The following is a 20,539-nucleotide window of genomic DNA, read 5'->3' as shown; positions in this document are numbered from 1 at the left end:
TAACGTAAAAATTGCTAATAAAATTCCAATTCATTACTGCAAAATTTGTGAACAATTTTGCAACTTATGTAGTAGATTGTCACATACCGTTCAAAAATTTAGTATAATAATCTTGGTAAAAAATTATAATTAATATTTAATATTATGGAACTGGTGTAAATTAGGGGAGGACAATTAACATGTATAGCATGTACAACGTTAAAGTTGTGGGCATGGACCATAACTCGCGTGAAAAGTTCGAAAACTGGATTAATGAAGCCTTAAGTGGTCACTACAAATTATTGCCTGAGGACGATCAAAGTAATACGATGATTGATATTATTGTTGCTCAAATTAATGCATCTTTCGACTGGATTAAAATTAATCACCTTAGGAAAAGATATTTACAAAGTAAACTGATTATTATCATGAATGAGAAAAATTTAAACACAGCACCTGTTGCCGTTAACTTACATGCCCACTCATTATTGTTAAACCCTGTAAGAAAAAAAGCATTTATTAACGCTATAAAAACTTCGGTTGAAGGATTAGGAGATTTACCGATTGTAAGGGAGATGTTTTTGAGACGACTACTATTTGGCGAAGTAAAAACAGAGGAAGAACTGGAAAAATACCAAACATTTTCCAAAATGGAAAGTATTCCAAATATTGTTTGTCTTGTACAAGGGGCAAATGCTGCACAAGAATTTATTGAGAATGAATCTGGTAGACGTGTAATACGTACACATCTTCGCTCAGATATAAAAAACCATCTATCACATTGGGTAAAGGACGTATATTTTGTCTCTTTTCCTCGTTATTTAGCAGTGCTTTTTCACATCCCTTATGTTTATAAGTCAATTCGTGAATGGGATCAAATTCGTTATTATCTCTTGAAGCTAATCGAAGAAATTCAAAAGGAATACAGCATCACTTTACACGCCGGTGTAGGCTCTGTTTATAATGACCCATTAAATTTAAATCAACCATATAGGGAAGCAAGGAAGGCTTTAGGACAAGCCATTAGTGATGGCAGTTTACTTTGTTTTTATGAAGAATTAACAAAAGACACAAATTTACAAAAATGTATCGAATATATTTCTAACTATTTTCACGAGGACTTGTCCATTAAAAAGGTGGCAAATAAGGTCCATCTAAGCCACACGTATTTTAGCCGCTTATTCAAAAAAGAACTTGGCGTTTCTTTCGTTGAGTATGTTACAAATATTCGAGTGAAACGAGCAAAGTATTTGCTTGCCAATACAAACGACACAATCGAGTCAATTGCGGCACAAGTAGGTTTTAATACACCAAATTATTTTAGTTCAATCTTTAAAAAACAAACCGGAATGTCCCCAAGTGAATACAGAGAAGAGCATATTATAACTGTAAATGAATAACTTGAAGCACGTATCAAACGGTTGGATTTTTCCAACCTTTTTTTATTTTTCTATATATTTATAGTTTACGTTATTATAACTATATTGAAATATTTTGCTCTTGCATTTGTAATAATTTTATAACTATATTGAAATATTTTGTTATATTATAAAATTTATACTTTACTTACAAAAAAAGTACCTATTTTTGGACAATTAGACATTTTTTTGATATACAAAGACAATATTTTGTAAGGCTTTGCATAAATTTGTTATATATAATGAAAACGAATTATATATTGAAATTATATTAGAAAAGGGAAGGAGTGTTAGAGTGGCGAGCGTTGAAACAGTAGTATCAGAAGGAAGGGTAAAAATGGCTGATCCAACAGCATTTGGTGTTTTCGGATTAGCAATAGTAACATTTGTAGCGTCCTCACAAAAAATGGGGTGGACAACAGGGGTAGAATTTGCAATACCATGGGCAATTTTTCTCGGAGCTATTGCACAACTTTGGGCTTCATTAATTGATTTTAGAAATAATAATACTTTTGGTGCAATGGCTTTAGGTGTTTATGGTTTATTTTGGATGGGTGTTGCAACTCACTGGGCAATTAGCTTAGGATGGTTTGGGGAATTAACTGTAAATGCCGATCCAAGACAATTGGGATTTGCATTTTTTGGTTACTTTTTCATTTCTTTATTTATAATGGTAGCTGCATTTGAAGTTCATTTAATTATGACGATACTATTAGTTCTTATTAATGTATTATTCCTTTCACTAGGCTTTTCAGCTCTTGGAATTAACCATGATTTATTTGCTACTATTGCCGCGTATGCAGAGTTCGCTATTTCTTTATTTGGATTTTATTTAGCAGGTGCAACATTTCTAAATAATTTCTTTGGCCGAACCGTACTGTCAGTCGGAAAACCTTTAGGACTAATTGCTAAAGGACCTATTGAAGTTAATAGTAAGAAGGTTATTAAAACCGCTGAAAATATGTAACAGGTTTTAGCAAATAAAAATAAAATCCTCTAGCCTTTTGGCTAGAGGATTTTATTTTATATATGTTTATAAATCTATTATTTGTCGCTTCCGAAGAAGTTTCTAAACATTTGGACAGTTGTGTCACGGTTTAATGCTGCAATAGAAGTTGTAATTGGAATTCCTTTTGGACAAGACTGCACACAGTTCTGAGAGTTACCGCAGTTAGCAAGTCCGCCATCGCCCATTAGTGCTTCTAAACGCTCTGGTGCATTCATTGCACCTGTTGGATGGGCATTGAATAGACGAACTTGACCAAGAGGCTGTGGTCCAATAAAGTTAGCCTTGTCACTAACGTTTGGACATGCTTCCATACAAACACCACATGTCATACATTTCGCTAATTCATAAGCCCATTGGCGCTTTCTTTCCGGCATTCTTGGTCCAGGTCCGAGGTCATATGTTCCATCAATCGGAATCCATGCTTTTACTTTCTTTAATGAATCGAACATACGGCTACGGTCAACCTGTAAGTCACGATTAATCGGGAATGTACGCATTGGTTCTAAACGGATTGGTTGTTCAAGCTGGTCAACCAGTGCAGAACATGATTGACGTGGCTTGCCATTAATAATCATTGAACATGCACCACAAACTTCCTCTAAACAGTTCATATCCCATGTTGGTGGTGCTACATTCTCCCCTTTAGAAGTAACAGGATTACGTTGGATTTCCATTAAACAACCAATAACGTTCATGTTTGGTCGATATGGAATTTCAAATTCTTGTTGGTAAGGGGCAGAATCTGGTGAATCTTGACGTGATATAATTAAGCGAATTGTTTTTTCACTCATGATTATTTTGCCTCCTCTTTCTTTTCTTCAACTTCGTGCTTCGAAGAATAGTCGCGCTTACGTGGTTTAATAAGCGAGATGTCAACTTCTTCATAGAAAAACTCAGGTGCATTTGTTTCTGGATTGAATTTCGCCATTGTTGTCTTTAAGAAGTCCTCATCGTTACGATCAGGGAATTCTGGTTTATAGTGCGCTCCACGGCTTTCGTTACGGTTATATGCACCGATTGTGATTACACGTGCAAGATGAAGCATATTCTTTAATTGACGTGTAAACATTAAACCTTGGTTGCTCCATTTAGCTGTATCGTTAATATTAATCTGTTCCCAACGTTCTTGTAACTCTTGAAGTTTTTCATCTGTTTTAAGAAGTTTATCATTATAACGAACAACTGTTACATTATCAGTCATCCATTCGCCTAGTTCTTTTGCAATTACATACGCATTTTCTGAACCAGTCGTCATTGATGTTAATTTATTAAACTTGTCCTCTTCAATACGGACTTGTTTCTCAAATACTGATTCCGGAAGAGAATCTGTAGCTTTCGCACGGTTATTCATATATTCAACCGCATTAGGTCCTGCAACCATACCACCAAAAATAGCTGATAGTAATGAGTTAGCTCCTAGACGGTTACCACCGTGTTGTGAATAATCACACTCACCAGCTGCAAATAAGCCTGGAATATTCGTCATTTGGTTATAGTCTACCCACATTCCACCCATTGAATAGTGGACAGCAGGGAAGATTTGCATTGGAACTTTACGTGGATTATCACCAGTAAACTTCTCATAAATTTCAATAATACCACCAAGCTTAATATCAAGCTCTTTTGGATCTTTATGTGAAAGGTCAAGATAAACTCTGTTTTCACCATTGATTCCAAGCTTTTGATTTACACACACGTCAAAAATTTCACGTGTTGCAATATCACGTGGTACTAGGTTTCCGTATGCAGGGTATTTTTCTTCTAGGAAATACCATGGTTTACCATCTTTATAAGTCCAAACACGCCCACCTTCACCACGAGCTGATTCACTCATGAGGCGGTTTTTATCATCACCAGGAATCGCTGTTGGGTGAATTTGGATGAACTCACCATTCGCATAGTAAACACCTTGCTGATATGCAGCAGATGCTGCTGTAGCTGTATTGATAACTGAGTTTGTTGTTTTACCAAAGATAATACCAGGGCCGCCAGTAGCCAAAATAACGGCATCTGCTTTGAATGCTTTAATTTCATGAGAGCGTTGATCTTGCGCAACAACGCCACGGCACTCCTCGTTATCATCAAGGATTAATGAGAGCATGTCCCATCCTTCATACTTCGTAACAAGTCCTGCCACTTCATGACGACGAACTTGCTCATCTAAAGCATATAGTAACTGCTGACCAGTAGTAGCACCAGCAAACGCTGTACGATGATGCTGTGTCCCACCGAAACGGCGGAAATCAAGTAATCCTTCAGGAGTGCGGTTAAACATAACTCCCATACGGTCAAATAAATGAATAATACCAGGTGCTGCATCACACATCGCTTTAACAGGTGGCTGGTTAGCTAAAAAGTCACCACCATAAATTGTATCATCAAAATGGATCCAAGGTGAATCACCTTCACCTTTTGTATTAACAGCACCGTTAATACCACCCTGTGCACATACAGAGTGAGAGCGCTTAACAGGTACTAGTGATAATAAATCAACACGAACCCCTGCCTCAGCAGCTTTAACAGTAGCCATTAAACCAGCTAAGCCGCCACCGACAATCACAAGATTTCCATTACTCAAAATAACTCACTCCCCGATTTGGTTTGATCTGAAACTTTAATGAACGAACTAAAATTACAGATTAGCTAATTGTGGATCTAAAAATGCAAAGATAGCTCTTAGTGACACAATTGCTAATAAAACAAAAACAACCATACACACATACGTAGATACTTGTTGAGAACGAGGAGTAATTGTAAGTCCCCAGCTTACCATAAATGACCATAATCCGTTTGCAAAATGGAATACAGCTGAAAGTACACCAACAATATAGAAAATAAGCATAACTGGGCTACTTAAAATATTTGCCATCATGTCAAAGTTTACTTCTGCGCCAAATGCTGCTGCAAGTCGAGTTTGCCATACATGCCATACTACAAAAATTAGCGTAATAACACCTGTTACACGTTGTAGCAGGAACATCCAGTTTCTAAAATAACCGTACTTGCTGACATTGTTTTTTGCAGAATAGGCAACATAAAGCCCATAAACTGCATGGTATAGTAATGGTAAGAAAATTAAAAATACCTCTAATAAATGGACAAATGGTAATGTTCCCATAAATCCTGCTGCTTTGTTAAAAGCAGATGCTCCGTCAGTTGCAAAATGATTCACAACTAAATGCTCAACCACAAATAGACCGACCGGAATAATCCCCAATAATGAATGGAGTCTACGGTTTAAAAATTCACGATCTTTTGCCATTTTTGCCCCCCCTTTAATACTTTTACATAGTTTTGAAATAAAATTGTACCGAACAGATTGATAGTTTCCTACCTCCCCGCATGCAAAAAACTACAAAGAATGATTCTATTTTGCGAACCTTCTTTGAATAATCTGTGACATGTTCATTTTACTCTCATCTACAAAACACGTCAAGAACACCTACGAAATAAAGATTCAAAAAATTCATTTTCTTGTATTTTTTTTCATAATAACTCCGTTTTCGACTTATTCCATATTTCTAACATACATTATTATGCGCTTTTTTATGCATTCTTTTAAAAAATTGTTTTGTTGCAGACTTCAATAAAAAGTATAAAATATGTTTAGAAAGGGTGGTTTCGATTGTTCAATAAAAAACAGAAAGAAAAAATAAATGATACATTAGCGCAAATGACAATACCTGCTTTTGGCTATGAATTAATTCGCGAAACCTTTTTAAAGGATCTTCTTGGAAAGGATTATCATTCGATATTGTACTGGGGTGGAAAAAATCTTGCTAGAAAATTCCCTTTGGAAACTTTGGAGGACATCACTCACTTTTTTGAAATGTCTGGGCTTGGAATATTATCGGTCGCTAAAGAAAATAAAGATGAAATCATCTTTGAACTTACTAGTGAATTAATTGCCAATCGCTTTGAGAGAAATGTTGATTATTCTTATCAGCTTGAGGCTGGTTTTTTAGCTGAGCAGGTCCAAAACTTGATAGGCAAAGAATCGGAAGCAATGGAGCAGCAAAAAAAGCGGGATAATACCGTAATCATTACCGTGCAATGGGAATAATAAAAATAGGTGTCCGAAGAGCATTATTCTTCCGACACCTTTTCCTGTAAATAACGATAAATATTTTCTGCAACATTTTTGGGGATATTTATGGACAGCAGTTCTTCAATTGGTGCTTCTTTTAATTTTTTCACAGAGCCAAAATGATGTAAAATTTTCTTTTTTCTTTGCTCACCAACACCTGGGATATCGTCTAAAATTGATTTAAATGCTGTTTTTCCGCGAAGCTGGCGATGGAATGTTATCGCAAAGCGATGCACTTCATCTTGTATTCTTTGCAGTAAATAGAACTCCTGACTATTCCTCTCAAGACGAATCACTTCTGGTGGGTCACCATAGAGCAATTCCGATGTCCGATGTTTTTCATCCTTGGCAAGTCCGCAAATTGGCAAATCCAAACCTAGCTCATTTTCGAGAACATCCTTTACAGCATGAATATGCCCTTTACCTCCATCAACGATAATTAAATCAGGGAGCGGTAAACTTTCCCTTAACAATCTTGAATACCTTCTCCGCGTTACCTCCCGCATCGAAGCGTAATCATCTGGACCTTCTACACCTTTAATTTTATATTTTCTGTATTCCTTTTTTTCCGGCTTGCCATCAATAAACATAATCATTGCCGAAACAGGATCTGTTCCATGAATGTTTGAATTGTCAAACGCCTCAATTCGATACGGGGGTGAAATGCCCATTTTCCGACCGAGATTTTCCACAGCTTTAATCGTTCTTTCCTCGTCTTTTTCGATAAGGGAAAATTTCTCCTTTAAAGCAATTTTCGCATTTTTTATCGCTAAATCTACTAAATCTTTCTTCTTACCTCTTTTCGGTTGAACGACTTTTACTTCTACTAGTTTTTCAGCGTATTCACCATTAATTTCTTCCGATACAAAAATTTCTTTCGGTTTAAGATGATTGCTTTTTAAATAAAATTGCCCTAAAAAAGTTAAAAAATCTTCTTCTGGCTCATTATAAAATGGAAAAAAAGAAACATCACGTTCAATGAGCTTGCCCTGTCGTACAAAGAATACTTGAACACACATCCAGCCTTTATCATACGTATAACCAAAGACGTCGCGGTCAATGAGCTCATTCAAGTTCATCTTTTGTTTTTCCATGACCGCTTCAATATGGGCAATTTGGTCGCGGTATTCTTTTGCTCGCTCAAAATCAAGTTCATCTGACGCTTTATACATTTTTTCTACTAAACTTTTTTTAATATCTTGAAAGCCGCCATTTAGAAATTTGACTATTTCATCGACGAGCTGTTTATTTTCTGCATCCGATACATCCTTTACGCATGGAGCAAGGCATTGATTCATATGATAATATAAGCAGACGCGGTCAGGAATGGTTGAACATTTTCTTAAAGGGTAAAGGCGATCTAATAATTTTTTCGTTTCATTAGCGGCCCCAACATTGGCATAAGGACCGAAGTACTTGCCTTTATCTTTTTTTACATTCCGCGTTGTGAGTAACCTTGGATGTTTTTCAGCCGTTATTTTCAAATATGGATAGCTTTTATCATCCTTAAGCATGATGTTATATTTCGGATCATACTGTTTGATTAAATTCATTTCTAAAATCAACGCTTCTAAATCTGAAGATGTGACAATATATTCAAAATCCTCGATTTCATTCACTAATCGCAATGTCTTCCCATCATGTGAGCCAGTAAAATAAGAGCGGACACGATTTTTTAATATTTTTGCTTTTCCAACATATATAATCGTCCCTTGGCGATCTTTCATCAAGTAACAGCCCGGCTGAGCTGGTAACAGACTTAGCTTTTCTTTCAGATGATTTGTCATCACCATCACCCCCATCCCATTCAAATTATACTTTAATAACGGGATAAAAAAAATAAGCCAAAATTTCCTGGCTTATTTTTTCTATTTTCATTAAATATGGTTAGCTAGTCTTGCTAAAAGTGCATCTTTAGGTTGGAAACCAACAAATTGGTCTATTTTGTTTCCATCTTTAAAAACTAAAAGGGTTGGAATGCTCATGACACCAAACTGAGCAGCGGTATCTGGATTTTCATCAACATCTACTTTAACAATCTTTAATTTTTCACCTAATTCAGAATCGACTTCCTCTAACACAGGAGCAATCATTTTACAAGGACCACACCAAGGAGCCCAAAAGTCCACAAGTACTACACCTTCACTTGTTTCAGTTGCAAAATTTTGATCTGTAGCGTTTACTATTGCCATTTTTTATCCTCCTTTTTAGAAGCTTTATTTATTTTATTAAGAGTATATCATTTTAAGTTATTTGACGCGAATCATTTGCACTTAAATTAATATTTCCTATTTAAAAGTATATTACACCTTGAAACACCGGTATTTAACTTTATGAAATAAAAGAACATGTAGTGTTTTCCACCACACGTCTTTTGCCTTTCGGAAATTCTAATTTAGGCGTTCACTTTTATTTTTTTAAATTCTTCTACTAGTAATGGAACAACTTCGAATAAATCACCGACAATACCATAATCAGCAACATTAAAAATATTGGCTTCAGGGTCTTTGTTAATCGCCACAATCACTTTTGAGTTTGACATTCCAGCTAGATGCTGTATAGCACCAGAGATGCCGCAGGCGATATACAAATCAGGGGTAACGACTTTCCCTGTCTGTCCAATTTGCAGCGAATAGTCACAATAATCAGCATCACAAGCACCACGTGATGCCCCTACTGCTCCGCCTAGTAAATTGGCTAATTCCTTCAGAAGCTCGAAGCCTTCTGCACTTTTTACACCGCGGCCACCAGCGACAACTACTTTTGCCTCGGAAAGATCGACGCCTTCTGATGCTTTACGGACTACTTCTTTAATGACAGAGCGTAAGTCTTTAACATCAACGTTTAGAGAAGTGATTTCACCTGTACGTATTTCGTCCTTTTCTAATGGTGCAATATTGTTAGGGCGGATTGTTGCAAAAATGATGCCATCTGTGACGATTTTCTTTTCAAAAGCCTTCCCAGAATAAATTGGACGTGTAAAGATAACATTGTCACCTGTAACTTCAATATTTACGCAATCTGAAACTAGGCCTGAGTTAAGCTTGGCTGCCATTTTCGGCGATAAATCTTTGCCAAGGGCTGTATGGCCAAGGATAATGCCACCTGGATTTTCTTCATTTACAACAGCAAGGAGTGCTTGGGCATAGCCGTCAGCTGTGTAATTTTTTAGTTGGGCATTTTCTACTGTGATAACACGGTCTGCTCCGTATTGAATCATCGCCTCCCCTAAACTTTGAACGGCTTCACCTATTAAAACAGCAACAACTTCCCCGCCCTCAGCAATTAGTTTTCCCGCTGCCACTGCTTCATATGAAACGTTTCGTAAATTGCCATCACGAACTTCCCCTACTACTAGTACTTTTCTAGTCATTTTTTCTCCCCCCAATTAAATTACTTTTGCTTCTGTTTGCAATAATTTCACCAATTCTATTACTTGCTCACTTGTCTCACCTGCAAGAATTTTGCCGCCTTCTTTTTTAGGTGGTAAATATATTTCAAGTGTTTTCGTTTTTGCTTCCACATCATCTTCGTCAATGTCTAAATCATCAAGTTCAAGCTCTTCTAAAGGCTTTTTCTTCGCTTTCATTATTCCAGGCAATGATGGATAGCGCGGTTCATTTAAACCTTGCTGTGCTGTTACAAGGATTGGTAATGTTGTTTCAATTGTTTCGCTATCGCCTTCGACATCGCGCACAATCGTCGCTTTTGTACCGTCAACATCAATTTTCGTAATCGTTGTTACGTAATTAATATTTAGGGTTTCTGCTAATCGCGGGCCTACTTGTCCAGAACCGCCATCAATCGCGACATTGCCGCCAAGGATGATATCAAACTCCTTGTCCTTGAAATATTCAGCAAGAACTGCTGTGGTTGTATATTGATCACCATTTTCGATATCATCTTCAATATTGATTAAAACCGCTTTGTCTGCACCCATTGCTAAGGCTGTTCGCAGCTCTTTTTCTGAATCCTCAGTGCCAACAGTCACGACTGTTACTTCACCGCCATGCTTCTCCTTTAATTGAATTGCCTCTTCCAGCGCATATTCGTCGTAGGGGTTGATAATAAACTCTGCCCCATCCTCGCTAATCTTGCCATTAGCAATCACAATTTTTTCTTCTGTGTCAAATGTTCTTTTCATGATTACATAAATATTCATTACAATTCCCTCCTTATATTGTTATTATTTGTAGGATTTTATCATTTTTTGTTGAGCGAGCGCTCAGTTCTAGAGCGCAAAAACGTTGCTCTTATTTTCCTTTAAATTGTGGAAAGCGTTTTTCAAGGAATGCGCTAACCCCTTCTTTTGCGTCTTCCGACATGAAAATCTCTCCAAATAGCTTTGCTTCTTGTTCAGACCCTTGTCCAAATGAAGAAACTTTTGCAAATTGTAACAGTTCAATAACCGCTTTTAATGAATTTGGACTCTTCGCCGCTATTTTTTGCGCTAGCTTATTTGCTTCATCAAATAAGCTTTCCTCCGGATATGCATGATTCACTAACCCTAAGACCGCCGCTTCTGTCCCGGAAATCGGCTCGCTCGTAAACATCATTTCGGCTGCTTTTGGTATTCCTACTAAACGCGGTAAGCGCTGCGTTCCTGCAAATCCTGGAACAACTCCTAATGTAAGCTCTGGTAAACCCAGTTTTGCATTTTCACTTGCCAACCTAATATGGCAGGACATCGCAAGTTCTAATCCACCGCCTAGCGCTGCACCATGAATGACGGCAATAACGGGCTTTGAAAAGTTTTCAATCCGGCTAAAAACATCTTGTCCTCTTTTTGATATTTCTGTGAAGCCTTCTTCTGATTCAACCTCGGTAAATTCTTTTATATCTGCACCAGCCGAGAAAAATCTGCCTTCACCTTTTAGTAAAAGAACCCGTACATCATCATTCCTTTCAACTTCATCTAAAACAAGTGAAAGTTCTTGCAAAACCTCAGATGCTAAAGCATTTGCAGGCGGTCGATTCAAAGTAATTAAAGCAATGTACTCATTCGTTTCCACAGTAAAAAAATCCATCTACTTTCTTTCCCCCCTGTCCATTTCTTACAAACAATTTGTCCACCACTAATTCCTATGCAATGATTCTGTAAATTAGAAGTTGATTATTCTATAGCTAATAATTTCTCTATTAATTTTAATTCTCCTGCACATTTAGTTTGATTTTTCGAAAATTTCTTACATCCGTAATGTATTAGATTCAGTCAGCCGATTATTACTCCTTTGGCCAATAATCGGCTGACTGAACTATTATTTAGTTTTTTTATTTTCCTCCTCTTGTAATTTACGCTTTATTATTTTTCCAACCACTGTTTTCGGCAGTTCTTTACGGAATTCAAATAGATGTGGGACTTTATAAGCTGCTAAATATTGGCGGCAATGTTTTTCTAACTGTTCGGCTGTAGTGGACTCATCATCTTTTAAAACGACATATGCTTTCACCGTTTCACCCCGATATTCATCGGAAATCCCTATAACAACAGCTTCTATAACAGCTTCATGTTCATACAATACTTCTTCAATTTCACGGGGATAAATATTAAACCCACCAGCAATAATTAGATCCTTTTTGCGGTCAACGATATAAAAATAGCCGTATTCGTCCATATAGCCAAGGTCACCTGTTAACAGCCATTCATTTTTATAAAAACTTGCGGCTGTTTCGTTAGTACGCTGCCAATATCCTTTCATTACTTGCGGACCCTTAATGGCGATTTCACCAATTTCATATGGATTAGCAGGACCATTTTTTTCTGAAGAAAATATAAATGCATCCGTATCTGGCCAAGGAACGCCAATGCTTCCTTTGACTCTAGGAATATCCCATAAAAAGTTGGCATGTGTTACTGGTGAAGCTTCTGTAAGACCATAGCCTTCAACGAGCTTTCCACCTGTTATTTCCTCAAATTTCTCTTGAACTTCAATTGGTAATGGAGCAGCACCGCTTATACAAGAATCAAGCGATGAAAGATCATAATCAGCAATATGGGGGTGATTTAATAAGGCAATGAAGATTGTTGGTGCACCCGGAAAGATTGTTGGCTTTTGTTTTTCAATCACTTTTAATGTTTCCACGGTATCAAATTTAGGGAGCAGGATCATTTTTGAGGCAAACATGATGGCTAAGTTCATCACTACAGTCATGCCAAACACATGAAAGAAAGGAAGGATGCCCAAAATTCGTTCTTCTCCTTTTTTCATTTTATACATCCAATGAATGCACATTGTTGTATTGGCAACAAGATTATAATGGGTAAGCATAACACCTTTGGCTTGGCCTGTAGTGCCACCTGTGTATTGGATGAGGGCAATGTCTTCTTTTGGGTTTATTATGAGGGGTATTTTTTCAGCTTTGCTACTTTTTAACGCTTTTTTAAATTGATGCGTTGTTTCGCCATTGTCAGCGATTTGCACCTTTATTCCATGCTGCTTTTTTTGAATAAAGGGATAGATGATGTTTTTGGGGAATGGTAAATAGTCGCCTATGCTAGTCACAATAATCTGTTCAATTTTAGTAGATGATTTCACTTTTACAACTTTCGGATATAAGAGGTCTAAACAAACAATCCATTTTGCTCCAGCATCTTCCAGTTGAAATTGCAGTTCCCGTTCGGTGTAGAGCGGATTCGTTTGCACAACAATTCCACCAGCAAAAAGAATCGCGTAATAACTGATTACAGCTTGAGGGCAATTGGGCAGCATGATGGCAACACGCTCACCTTTTTCTACTCCTAAACTTCGGAGATAATTGGCTACTTTTAATGACGCATCGTAGAGCTCTTTGTACGTAAGCTCTTTACCTAAAAAGTGGATGGCGTTTTTTTCAGGTGAGACGTAAGCAGCTTCCTCTAAAAAGGCAAACAGCGGTTTTTCTTCATAATTTAGATGGTGTGGAATTTCTTTAGGGTATAGGCAAAGCCATTGTCTTTCAAGAATGATGTCCATCTTCATACCCCCTTGAACGCTTTTGTAAAATATATTCTATTTATTATGGTAGTATGTAAAAACCACGGCTTTTACCGTGGTTTTTACGCATAAAGTATCCAGTAGATGACCCCAATAAGAAGAAAAAGGCCACATACAACCATTAAAATTTTAGCTAACCTCTCCATATCCATTCCCTTCATCCCCTCTTTCTTCAAGCAACAATACTAGCGCCGATTACATAAGATAATCCAACCGAAATCACCATTGCTAGAAAACCAACCGCTATGTTTCCTTTTTCAATTTCTTTGTCAATATTAAAGGTCGGGGTAAGAAATTCAAAAATAAAATAACCTGTTAAAAGTAAAATAAATCCATATAAGCCCCATAGTAACATCATAACTAATGAATCATTATGCTGAATCGAAAATCGGAATATGTTAGCTATTCCAAATATTTTCCCCCCCGTTGCCATTGCAACAGCAAGATTCCCCGCTTTGATTTGTTCCATATTTCGGTACTTTGTAACGAGTTCAAAAATGGAAAGAAAAACCACGATTGATAACACAACAACACTATAATGGGCAGCGGTATAAACAAATTTGTTTTCCCAAAAATGATTCATGAATGACCTCTCCCTGTATTTTTTGGATCACTATTTTAACTCAACGAAAGTCGCGCCACTTCCACCTTCAGCGATGCCACCGAGACGGTATGCTTTCACATGGCGATGATTTTTCAAAAAGTCGTGCACCCCTTTACGGAGTGCGCCTGTTCCTTTGCCGTGGATGATGGAGACGCTTGGATAACCTGCTAAAAGCGCATCATCGATATATTTTTCAACTATAAGGATTGCATCTTCAAAACGTTCGCCACGAAGATCGAGCTCTGGTTTTACATGATGGTCTGACCCTCTAATCGTCGCTAATGGTTTTGACGCAACTGGTGTTGGTCGGCTACTATATTCAAGGTCCTTTTCTTTCACTTTCATTTTAAGGATGCCAATTTGCACTTGATATTCATCGTCGCTAATCTTTTCAACTATATGTCCCTTTTGGTCAAGGCTAACGACTTTTACTTCATCCCCTGGAAGAAGCTTTTGCTTTGTCACTTGTTTTTGGATGCCTTTTTTATTTTTTTGCAGCGTTGGTGCGGCTTCTTCAAGCTTTTTGCGCGCCTCAATTAATTCATGCTCTTTTACGGCAACAGCTGCATCATATTTCATTTTTCTTAAATCTCTAATGATCGCTTCCGCTTCACCTTTTGCTTTATCGATGGCTTCTTTTGCTGTTTCTTCGGCTTTTTCTAAAATTTTATCGCGTTCTTCATAAAAGGCGATAATTTGTTTTTGTAGCTCTTTATGAAGCTGTTCAGCATCCTTGCGTGTCGCTTCGGCTTCATTCCAGTCTTCTTCTGCTTTTTTCCTAGATTCCTCTAATGATGCAATCATATTTTCAACTTTGTTTGTTTCTTGGCTAACGAACCCTTTAGCATGATTGATAATATGCTTGGAAAGGCCTAAGCGACTTGAAATTTCAAAGGCATTACTTCTGCCGGGAACCCCTAAGAGCAATCGATAAGTTGGACTTAGCGTTTCAACATCAAATTCCACGCTGGCATTGATGACACCGGAACGGTTATAGCCATATGCTTTTAATTCCGGATAGTGAGTAGTAGCGACTACTTTGGCACCACGGTTATAGACATCATCTAGAATTGCAATCGCGAGTGCGGCCCCTTCCTGCGGGTCAGTTCCCGCCCCTAATTCGTCAAATAGAACGAGGCTACTAGCATCGACTCGTTTTAATATTTCAACAATATTAATCATATGGGATGAGAAAGTACTTAGGCTTTGCTCAATTGATTGCTCATCACCAATATCGGCAAATACATTAGTAAACACTGTCATCTCAGACCCATCAAGAGCTGGGATTTGCAGGCCAGCCTGCGCCATTAATGTTAATAAGCCGATTGTTTTTAATGTAACAGTTTTACCTCCAGTATTTGGACCGGTAATGACAATAGCGGAATACTCTTCGCCAAGTATAATATCGTTTGGAACAACCTGTTTTATATCTATAAGTGGATGGCGAGCTTTCCATAATCTTATTTTACCTTCATTATTCATCTTTGGCTTTGATGCTTTTATTTGCTGTCCATATAATGCTTTAGCAAACATGAAATCTATTTCCGCTAAAATTTTCACATTATGAAGCATCTGCTCTGCCTCTTCAGCAACAAATTGGGTCAGTTCATGTAAAATTCTTTCTACTTCTTGTTTTTCTTTTGCCCTCGCTTCTTGAAGCTGATTGTTAAGTTCAACAACGGCCTGCGGCTCAATAAAAAGCGTTGCCCCTGAAGCTGACTGATCGTGAACGATTCCGCCATATGCACTACGGTACTCTTGTTTTACCGGAATGACAAAGCGGTCATTGCGAATCGTAATAATCGCATCTGACAGCATTTTTTGCGCGGACGAAGAACGTGTCATATTTTCTAATTTTTCACGTATTCTTGATTCTGCTGACCTGAGTGTATGGCGGATGCTGCGCAATTTATCACTAGCACCGTCCATCACATAACCATGGTCATCAATACAACTTTTTATTTGTCGTTCAAGATCTGTTAATGGGATAATTTCTTCAATGTAGCTCGTTAAAATTGGTAGTTCGACTCCATCTTCGACCATGGCTTCAATGAAATTTTTTATTTGCCGTCCACCATAAATAGTACTTGCAATATCTAATAATTCACTGGCACTTAAACCCCCACCAATTTGCGCTCTTTTTAAACTGGGACGAACATCAAAAATGCCGCCAAGAGGAGCTTGTCCTTTTAGCCTTACTACTTTTGCTGCTTCATCAGTTTCTTCCTGCCATTTTACAACTTCATCAAAATCAAAGGATGGCATTAAACTCTCAGCCTTTTCTTTTCCTAAAGATGAGGCAGCATGTTTCGTTAAAGCTTTCCTAATTTTTTCAAACTCTAATATGCGAAGAACTCGTTTGTTCACAATTTACCTCCATTTGCGGGGTCAGACCCCCTTTAAAAATTTCATTAGTTCATCTATCGGCCAAGTATTAATAACATTCTCTTTTTTTATCCAGCCTCTTCTAGCTGTTGCTACCCCTATTTCCATATGTTCTAGCATCTCAAGTTGATGGGCATCTGTATTAATAACTAGCTTCACACCCGATTCTTGCGCTTTTTTCAACCACTCTGCTGATAAATCTAAGCGGTGTGGGTTAGCGTTGCATTCTAGCGCTGTATTCGTCTTTTTTGCCAGCTCAATTAACATCTCTAAATCAACATCATAGCCTTGCCGTTTCCCAATTAGTCGCCCAGTTGGGTGGGCAATTATGTTGACATGATTGTTTTCTAACGCAGTGATTAGGCGCTTCATTATTTTATCACGGTCTTGTGAAAAGCTTGAATGAATCGCACCAATTACAAGATCCATTTCTTTTAAAACTTCGTCGTCAAAATCAAGCGTCGCGTCTGGAAGAATGTCCATTTCCACTCCAGCAAGAATGGTAATATCATCATCTAATTCATTCAACCTGTCAATTTCCTTTCGTTGCTCGCGCAGACGCTCAGCGGTTAAACCATTAGCAACCTTTAAGTATTGGGAATGATCTGTTATCGCAATATAAGCGTATCCCTTTCTTCTAGCTGCTTCAACCATTTCTTGAATGGAGTAGGCTCCATCGCTCCATGTTGTATGCATATGAAGGTCACCTTTAATATCCGTAACTAAGATTGCTGTCATTTCCCCGTTACTAGCAGCTTCAACCTCACCTTCATCTTCCCTCATTTCCGGGGGAATAAATTGCATGCCAAAATGCTCAAAAAATTCTTCCTCCGTCGTAAATGTCAACAATTCCCCTGTTTCAAGCACTTCAACACCATATTCACTGATTTTCTCGCCACGCTCTTTTGCGAGTTGACGCATTTTTACATTATGCTCTTTAGACCCTGTAAAATGATGTAATGTTGTAGCATAGCTTTTCGGCTCTACTAAACGAAAATCAACCGAAACATCATAGTCATAATGCAAGACTACAGATACTTTTGTGTCCCCGCTTGCGATTACATCGGAGATATTTTCGAGCTGCAAAAGCTGTTCTCGAACTGATGTTGGATGTAGCGTTGCGATAATAAAATCCAAATCTTTGATTGTTTCTTTCATTCTCCGCAGACTGCCTGCCCGTGAAAACTGAATGATGTCGCCCATTTTAGCGAGCTGCACCTCAATTGCCTTAAGAACCTCTAGCATATACCATATCGGTAAACGCTCAGGGCGATTTCCAATATCCTCAATCGCAGCTAAAATTTTTTCCTCTGTCTTTTTACCAAAGCCCGCTAACTTTTGAACTTTATTTTCTAAACAGCATTGTTTTAATGATGCAACATCAATCACATTCAATTCCTGATATAGCTTTGCAATCTTTTTACCACCTAAGCCAGGCAAGTTTAATAATGACAATAATCCATTTGGTACTTGTTCCTTTAGTTCTTCTAAAACCGTCGATTTACCTGTTTCTAATAATTCCTGAATGACAGCAGCTGTGCCTTTGCCAATCCCATTTATTTTTGAAAAATCATTACTATCGCTTAAACTGCGATTATCCGCTTCTAAAGCAGCCGCCGCTTTGCGATAGGCAGATATTTTAAAAGGATTTTCCGCTTTTATCTCCAAATAAATCGCAATTTTTTCTAACGTTTTGATAATATCTTTTTTATTTATTTCCAAAATAAGCACCTACTTTTCAACCTTAAAATACAAACCCCCATGCCTGTAACATGGAGGATTATTAAAAATATGTTGTTTCAGCGTTAAACCAAAGTTCCTTAATCTTTCCAGATACAATCGGCGTGTGCTCAATGATCCCTTTTGCCAATAAAGAATCATTCATCATCGTCTGTACGGAATCAATTGGTGTTAAAGCACCTACATAAAGAACGATGAAGATGATTAAATACACCTCAACAAATCCTAAAGCCCCACCTAGCCAGCCATTAATTGTACGCAAGAATGGTAAATCAACTAAAAAATTTAACATTGAGCCAGCGAAATGCATTACAATTTTTGTACCGAAAAAAAGGACAGCAAAAGCGACTGCCCGAAAGTAAACAGCTTCCAAATCAAAGGTATCAAATAATAATGAAACCGCGCTATCTTTAGATGGTGCTGGAAACGGCACCCAAAGCTTTAAATAAGGAGCTAAGTCATCGGAATATAGATAAGCAACGACAAATGAAGCAATAAAGCCAGCGAAGTAAACGACTTGCATTACGAAGCCACGTCTAAAGCCAATGAAAAAGCCGATTACAAGGACAAAAAGTAAAATGAAATCAACCATTTTTTAATTTTTCCTCTTTCTGTTCAAGTTTTATTAGTAAGCTTTCATAATCTCTTTTTAATGTATCGTGTTCTGCTTTTAGTTTTAGATAATCATTGACAATATTTACAGCCGTCAAGATTGCCAGTTTATTTGTATCCAAACAGGGATTACATTGGCTAATTTCCTTCATTTTACTATCAACCATACTGGCAACTAAACGAATATCGCTTGAGTTTTCATCCCCTATTATTGTATATTGGTGACCATATATATCGACTGAAATTCTTTTTCTATTTTGTTCAGACACCAAGCAAAGGCCCCCTATAAAATACTAAAATTTTGAAAAATTACCACGAATAATTTTATTTAATGATACCATGAATGTATAAGCCTTTTCAAAATTATTAATCGAAAAAAGGAGATTTAGCGATGTCAAATACGGTTTTAACCGTTTCTAAAGAATTGATCGGTGAAATGGAATTTTATTATAAATCGGCAATTGTCAGTCAAAACCCGCCAGGCAGTATATTTGTTGCCAAATCAGGTGGTTGTACAATTACTGCATACAAATCTGGAAAAGTGTTATTCCAAGGAAAAGGGGCTAGTGTAGAAGCAAGTAAATGGGGGCAGCATGAACATAGTTCTAGTTTGTCTAAACCAACTGAAAGCGGAATACAAAAAAAGGGGAGGACAAATTCTGGACGACAAACAGGAATATATTTACCGCCAGCAAACATTAGTCAGCTGTCGATTATTGGTTCAGATGAAGTTGGTACTGGTGATTACTTCGGACCAATCACAGTTGTCGCCGCTTTTGTGTCAAGTGAGCAAATTGAGCTTTTAAAAGAATTAGGAGTAAAAGATTCGAAAGATTTAAATGATAGCGCAATCGCAAGGATTGCCGAAAAGATTATCCCGATCATACCGCATAGCTTACTTATATTAAGAAATGAAAAGTACAACGAACTAGAACAGAGTGGAATGAATCAAGGCAAACTCAAAGCTTTATTACATAACCAAGCCATCAGCAAAGTGCTTGGGAGATTAAATTCAGAAAATCATTTGGACGGGATTTTAATTGATCAGTTTTGTGAGCCAAACATTTTCTTCCGCTATTTAAATAGCAAAGACATTCCTTGGAAATCGGAAAATGTGTATTTCAGCACAAAAGCTGAAGGTATTCACATTGCTGTAGCAGCAGCTTCGATAATTGCACGATATGCATTTGTCAAAGAGTTTGAAAAGCTAAGTGATTATGCTGGGTTTGAGCTGCCAAAAGGAGCTGGGCCAAAAGTAGACAAGATAGCCGCTGAATTCATTAAAAAACATGGGGAAGCAGCGTTATTAAAAGTTGCTAAGCTTCATTTCGCCAATACTGAGAAAGCAAAACGTTTTATCTAGATTGTTCTCTGCCCCTAAAAGAATGATTTGTTCGTTATTCGGGGAAACTACCCTATAAATTCCTTTCGATAGTATCTTTTTATAAAGGGGATAACTTGATGACTGAAAAAACTTATACGGTAACTAGTGAAACTGGTATTCATGCACGACCAGCTACACTACTTGTTCAAGCTGCAAGTAAATTTGCATGCGATGTGATGTTGGAGTATGAGGATAAAAAAGTGAATTTGAAGTCAATCATGGGCATAATGTCACTTGGAATTCCAAAGGGTACAAAAATTAAAATTATCTGTGATGGTGTTGATGAAGAACAAGCAAATACTGAAATTGAAGAAACATTAAAAGCAGAAGGATTAGGAGAATAATGA

Annotated in this window: 19 protein-coding genes; 5 read left to right on the top strand and 14 right to left on the bottom strand. The window is 37.4% G+C overall.

The annotated features are described in order from the left end of the window. Positions 1-179: 179 nt before the first annotated feature. Both GX497_06110 and GX497_06105 read left to right on the top strand, forming a co-directional pair. A complete protein-coding gene (locus GX497_06110; GenBank protein HHY72789.1) occupies positions 180-1,379 on the top strand; it encodes an AraC family transcriptional regulator in 1,200 nt (399 codons plus the stop codon). 355 nt (positions 1,380-1,734) lie between these two features. Further along, a complete protein-coding gene (locus GX497_06105) occupies positions 1,735-2,364 on the top strand; it encodes an acetate uptake transporter (protein HHY72788.1) in 630 nt (209 codons plus the stop codon). A 77-nt stretch (positions 2,365-2,441) separates the two neighbouring features. Here GX497_06105 and sdhB read toward each other — a convergent pair whose 3' ends face one another. The 3 genes from sdhB to GX497_06090 are packed head-to-tail and all read right to left on the bottom strand — an operon-like array spanning position 2,442 to position 5,668. Next, a complete protein-coding gene (sdhB, locus tag GX497_06100) occupies positions 2,442-3,197 on the bottom strand; it encodes a succinate dehydrogenase iron-sulfur subunit (GenBank protein HHY72787.1) in 756 nt (251 codons plus the stop codon). A 2-nt stretch (positions 3,198-3,199) separates the two neighbouring features. Continuing rightward, on the bottom strand, positions 3,200-4,984 hold the full coding sequence (sdhA, locus tag GX497_06095; protein HHY72786.1) for a succinate dehydrogenase flavoprotein subunit: 1,785 nt from the start codon (positions 4,982-4,984) through the stop codon (positions 3,200-3,202). A 54-nt stretch (positions 4,985-5,038) separates the two neighbouring features. Beyond that, positions 5,039-5,668: a succinate dehydrogenase gene (locus tag GX497_06090; GenBank protein HHY72785.1), complete on the bottom strand. Its 630-nt coding sequence runs from the start codon at positions 5,666-5,668 to the stop codon at positions 5,039-5,041. 411 nt (positions 5,669-6,079) lie between these two features. Here GX497_06090 and GX497_06085 point away from each other — a divergent pair, with 411 nt between their 5' ends. Next, positions 6,080-6,469, top strand: coding sequence for a YslB family protein (locus tag GX497_06085; GenBank protein ID HHY72784.1), 390 nt, complete (start codon positions 6,080-6,082; stop codon positions 6,467-6,469). A gap of 23 nt (positions 6,470-6,492) precedes the next feature. Here the strand turns inward: GX497_06085 and uvrC are convergent, their stop codons facing one another. The 11 genes from uvrC to zapA all read right to left on the bottom strand — a co-directional run bounded on the left by uvrC (position 6,493) and on the right by zapA (position 19,077). Next, entirely contained in the window at positions 6,493-8,280 is a 1,788-nt protein-coding gene (uvrC, locus tag GX497_06080) for an excinuclease ABC subunit UvrC (protein HHY72783.1), read from the bottom strand. A gap of 90 nt (positions 8,281-8,370) precedes the next feature. Further along, positions 8,371-8,685: a thioredoxin gene (gene trxA, locus GX497_06075; protein HHY72782.1), complete on the bottom strand. Its 315-nt coding sequence runs from the start codon at positions 8,683-8,685 to the stop codon at positions 8,371-8,373. Positions 8,686-8,888: 203 nt separating this feature from the next. Continuing rightward, entirely contained in the window at positions 8,889-9,866 is a 978-nt protein-coding gene (locus GX497_06070; GenBank protein ID HHY72781.1) for an electron transfer flavoprotein subunit alpha/FixB family protein, read from the bottom strand. 15 nt (positions 9,867-9,881) lie between these two features. After that, positions 9,882-10,655 carry an electron transfer flavoprotein subunit beta/FixA family protein gene (locus GX497_06065; protein HHY72780.1) on the bottom strand — a complete coding sequence of 258 codons (774 nt, stop codon included), beginning with the start codon at positions 10,653-10,655 and terminating at the stop codon, positions 9,882-9,884. A 91-nt stretch (positions 10,656-10,746) separates the two neighbouring features. Next, the gene (locus tag GX497_06060; GenBank protein ID HHY72779.1) at positions 10,747-11,520 is read right to left on the bottom strand and encodes an enoyl-CoA hydratase; all 774 of its coding nucleotides are present in this window, start codon (positions 11,518-11,520) and stop codon (positions 10,747-10,749) included. A 231-nt stretch (positions 11,521-11,751) separates the two neighbouring features. Then, positions 11,752-13,446, bottom strand: coding sequence for an AMP-binding protein (locus tag GX497_06055; GenBank protein HHY72778.1), 1,695 nt, complete (start codon positions 13,444-13,446; stop codon positions 11,752-11,754). 193 nt (positions 13,447-13,639) lie between these two features. Continuing rightward, entirely contained in the window at positions 13,640-14,050 is a 411-nt protein-coding gene (locus GX497_06050) for a DUF350 domain-containing protein (protein HHY72777.1), read from the bottom strand. A 30-nt stretch (positions 14,051-14,080) separates the two neighbouring features. Continuing rightward, positions 14,081-16,438 (bottom strand): endonuclease MutS2, encoded by a 2,358-nt coding sequence (locus tag GX497_06045; GenBank protein ID HHY72776.1) that lies wholly within the window; start codon positions 16,436-16,438, stop codon positions 14,081-14,083. 21 nt (positions 16,439-16,459) lie between these two features. Continuing rightward, the gene (gene polX / locus GX497_06040) at positions 16,460-18,178 is read right to left on the bottom strand and encodes a DNA polymerase/3'-5' exonuclease PolX (GenBank protein HHY72775.1); all 1,719 of its coding nucleotides are present in this window, start codon (positions 18,176-18,178) and stop codon (positions 16,460-16,462) included. Positions 18,179-18,239: 61 nt separating this feature from the next. Continuing rightward, the gene (locus GX497_06035; GenBank protein ID HHY72774.1) at positions 18,240-18,788 is read right to left on the bottom strand and encodes a CvpA family protein; all 549 of its coding nucleotides are present in this window, start codon (positions 18,786-18,788) and stop codon (positions 18,240-18,242) included. Then, positions 18,781-19,077 carry a cell division protein ZapA gene (gene zapA, locus GX497_06030; GenBank protein ID HHY72773.1) on the bottom strand — a complete coding sequence of 99 codons (297 nt, stop codon included), beginning with the start codon at positions 19,075-19,077 and terminating at the stop codon, positions 18,781-18,783. Before zapA ends, GX497_06035 begins: the two co-directional genes overlap by 8 nt. A 122-nt stretch (positions 19,078-19,199) precedes the next feature. On the opposite strand from zapA, the gene GX497_06025 reads away from it, so the two are divergent. Continuing rightward, positions 19,200-20,171, top strand: coding sequence for a ribonuclease HIII (locus GX497_06025; GenBank protein ID HHY72772.1), 972 nt, complete (start codon positions 19,200-19,202; stop codon positions 20,169-20,171). Positions 20,172-20,269: 98 nt separating this feature from the next. Then, positions 20,270-20,536 (top strand): phosphocarrier protein HPr, encoded by a 267-nt coding sequence (locus tag GX497_06020; GenBank protein ID HHY72771.1) that lies wholly within the window; start codon positions 20,270-20,272, stop codon positions 20,534-20,536. Positions 20,537-20,539 lie beyond the last annotated feature (3 nt).

The sequence above is a fragment of the Bacillus sp. (in: firmicutes) genome (assembly GCA_012842745.1).
Lineage (GTDB): Bacteria > Bacillota > Bacilli > Bacillales > Bacillaceae_J > Schinkia.
Note: the sequence above shows the minus strand (reverse complement) of the source record. Positions and strands in the feature narration are given on the sequence as shown.

Bases quoted from the DNA above. Each gene is read 5' to 3' on its own strand.
- uvrC (HHY72783.1), bottom strand. From the start codon at position 8,280: ATGACAAATCATCTGAAAGAAAAGCTAAGTCTGTTACCAGCTCAGCCG.
- GX497_06110 (HHY72789.1), top strand. From the start codon at position 180: ATGTATAGCATGTACAACGTTAAAGTTGTGGGCATGGACCATAACTCG.
- GX497_06035 (HHY72774.1), bottom strand. From the start codon at position 18,788: ATGGTTGATTTCATTTTACTTTTTGTCCTTGTAATCGGCTTTTTCATT.
- GX497_06020 (HHY72771.1), top strand. From the start codon at position 20,270: ATGACTGAAAAAACTTATACGGTAACTAGTGAAACTGGTATTCATGCA.
- sdhB (HHY72787.1), bottom strand. From the start codon at position 3,197: ATGAGTGAAAAAACAATTCGCTTAATTATATCACGTCAAGATTCACCA.
- GX497_06105 (HHY72788.1), top strand. From the start codon at position 1,735: ATGGCTGATCCAACAGCATTTGGTGTTTTCGGATTAGCAATAGTAACA.
- GX497_06060 (HHY72779.1), bottom strand. From the start codon at position 11,520: ATGGATTTTTTTACTGTGGAAACGAATGAGTACATTGCTTTAATTACT.
- GX497_06050 (HHY72777.1), bottom strand. From the start codon at position 14,050: ATGAATCATTTTTGGGAAAACAAATTTGTTTATACCGCTGCCCATTAT.
- GX497_06090 (HHY72785.1), bottom strand. From the start codon at position 5,668: ATGGCAAAAGATCGTGAATTTTTAAACCGTAGACTCCATTCATTATTG.
- GX497_06085 (HHY72784.1), top strand. From the start codon at position 6,080: ATGACAATACCTGCTTTTGGCTATGAATTAATTCGCGAAACCTTTTTA.
- trxA (HHY72782.1), bottom strand. From the start codon at position 8,685: ATGGCAATAGTAAACGCTACAGATCAAAATTTTGCAACTGAAACAAGT.
- GX497_06025 (HHY72772.1), top strand. From the start codon at position 19,200: ATGTCAAATACGGTTTTAACCGTTTCTAAAGAATTGATCGGTGAAATG.
- GX497_06065 (HHY72780.1), bottom strand. From the start codon at position 10,655: ATGAATATTTATGTAATCATGAAAAGAACATTTGACACAGAAGAAAAA.
- GX497_06055 (HHY72778.1), bottom strand. From the start codon at position 13,446: ATGGACATCATTCTTGAAAGACAATGGCTTTGCCTATACCCTAAAGAA.
- GX497_06070 (HHY72781.1), bottom strand. From the start codon at position 9,866: ATGACTAGAAAAGTACTAGTAGTAGGGGAAGTTCGTGATGGCAATTTA.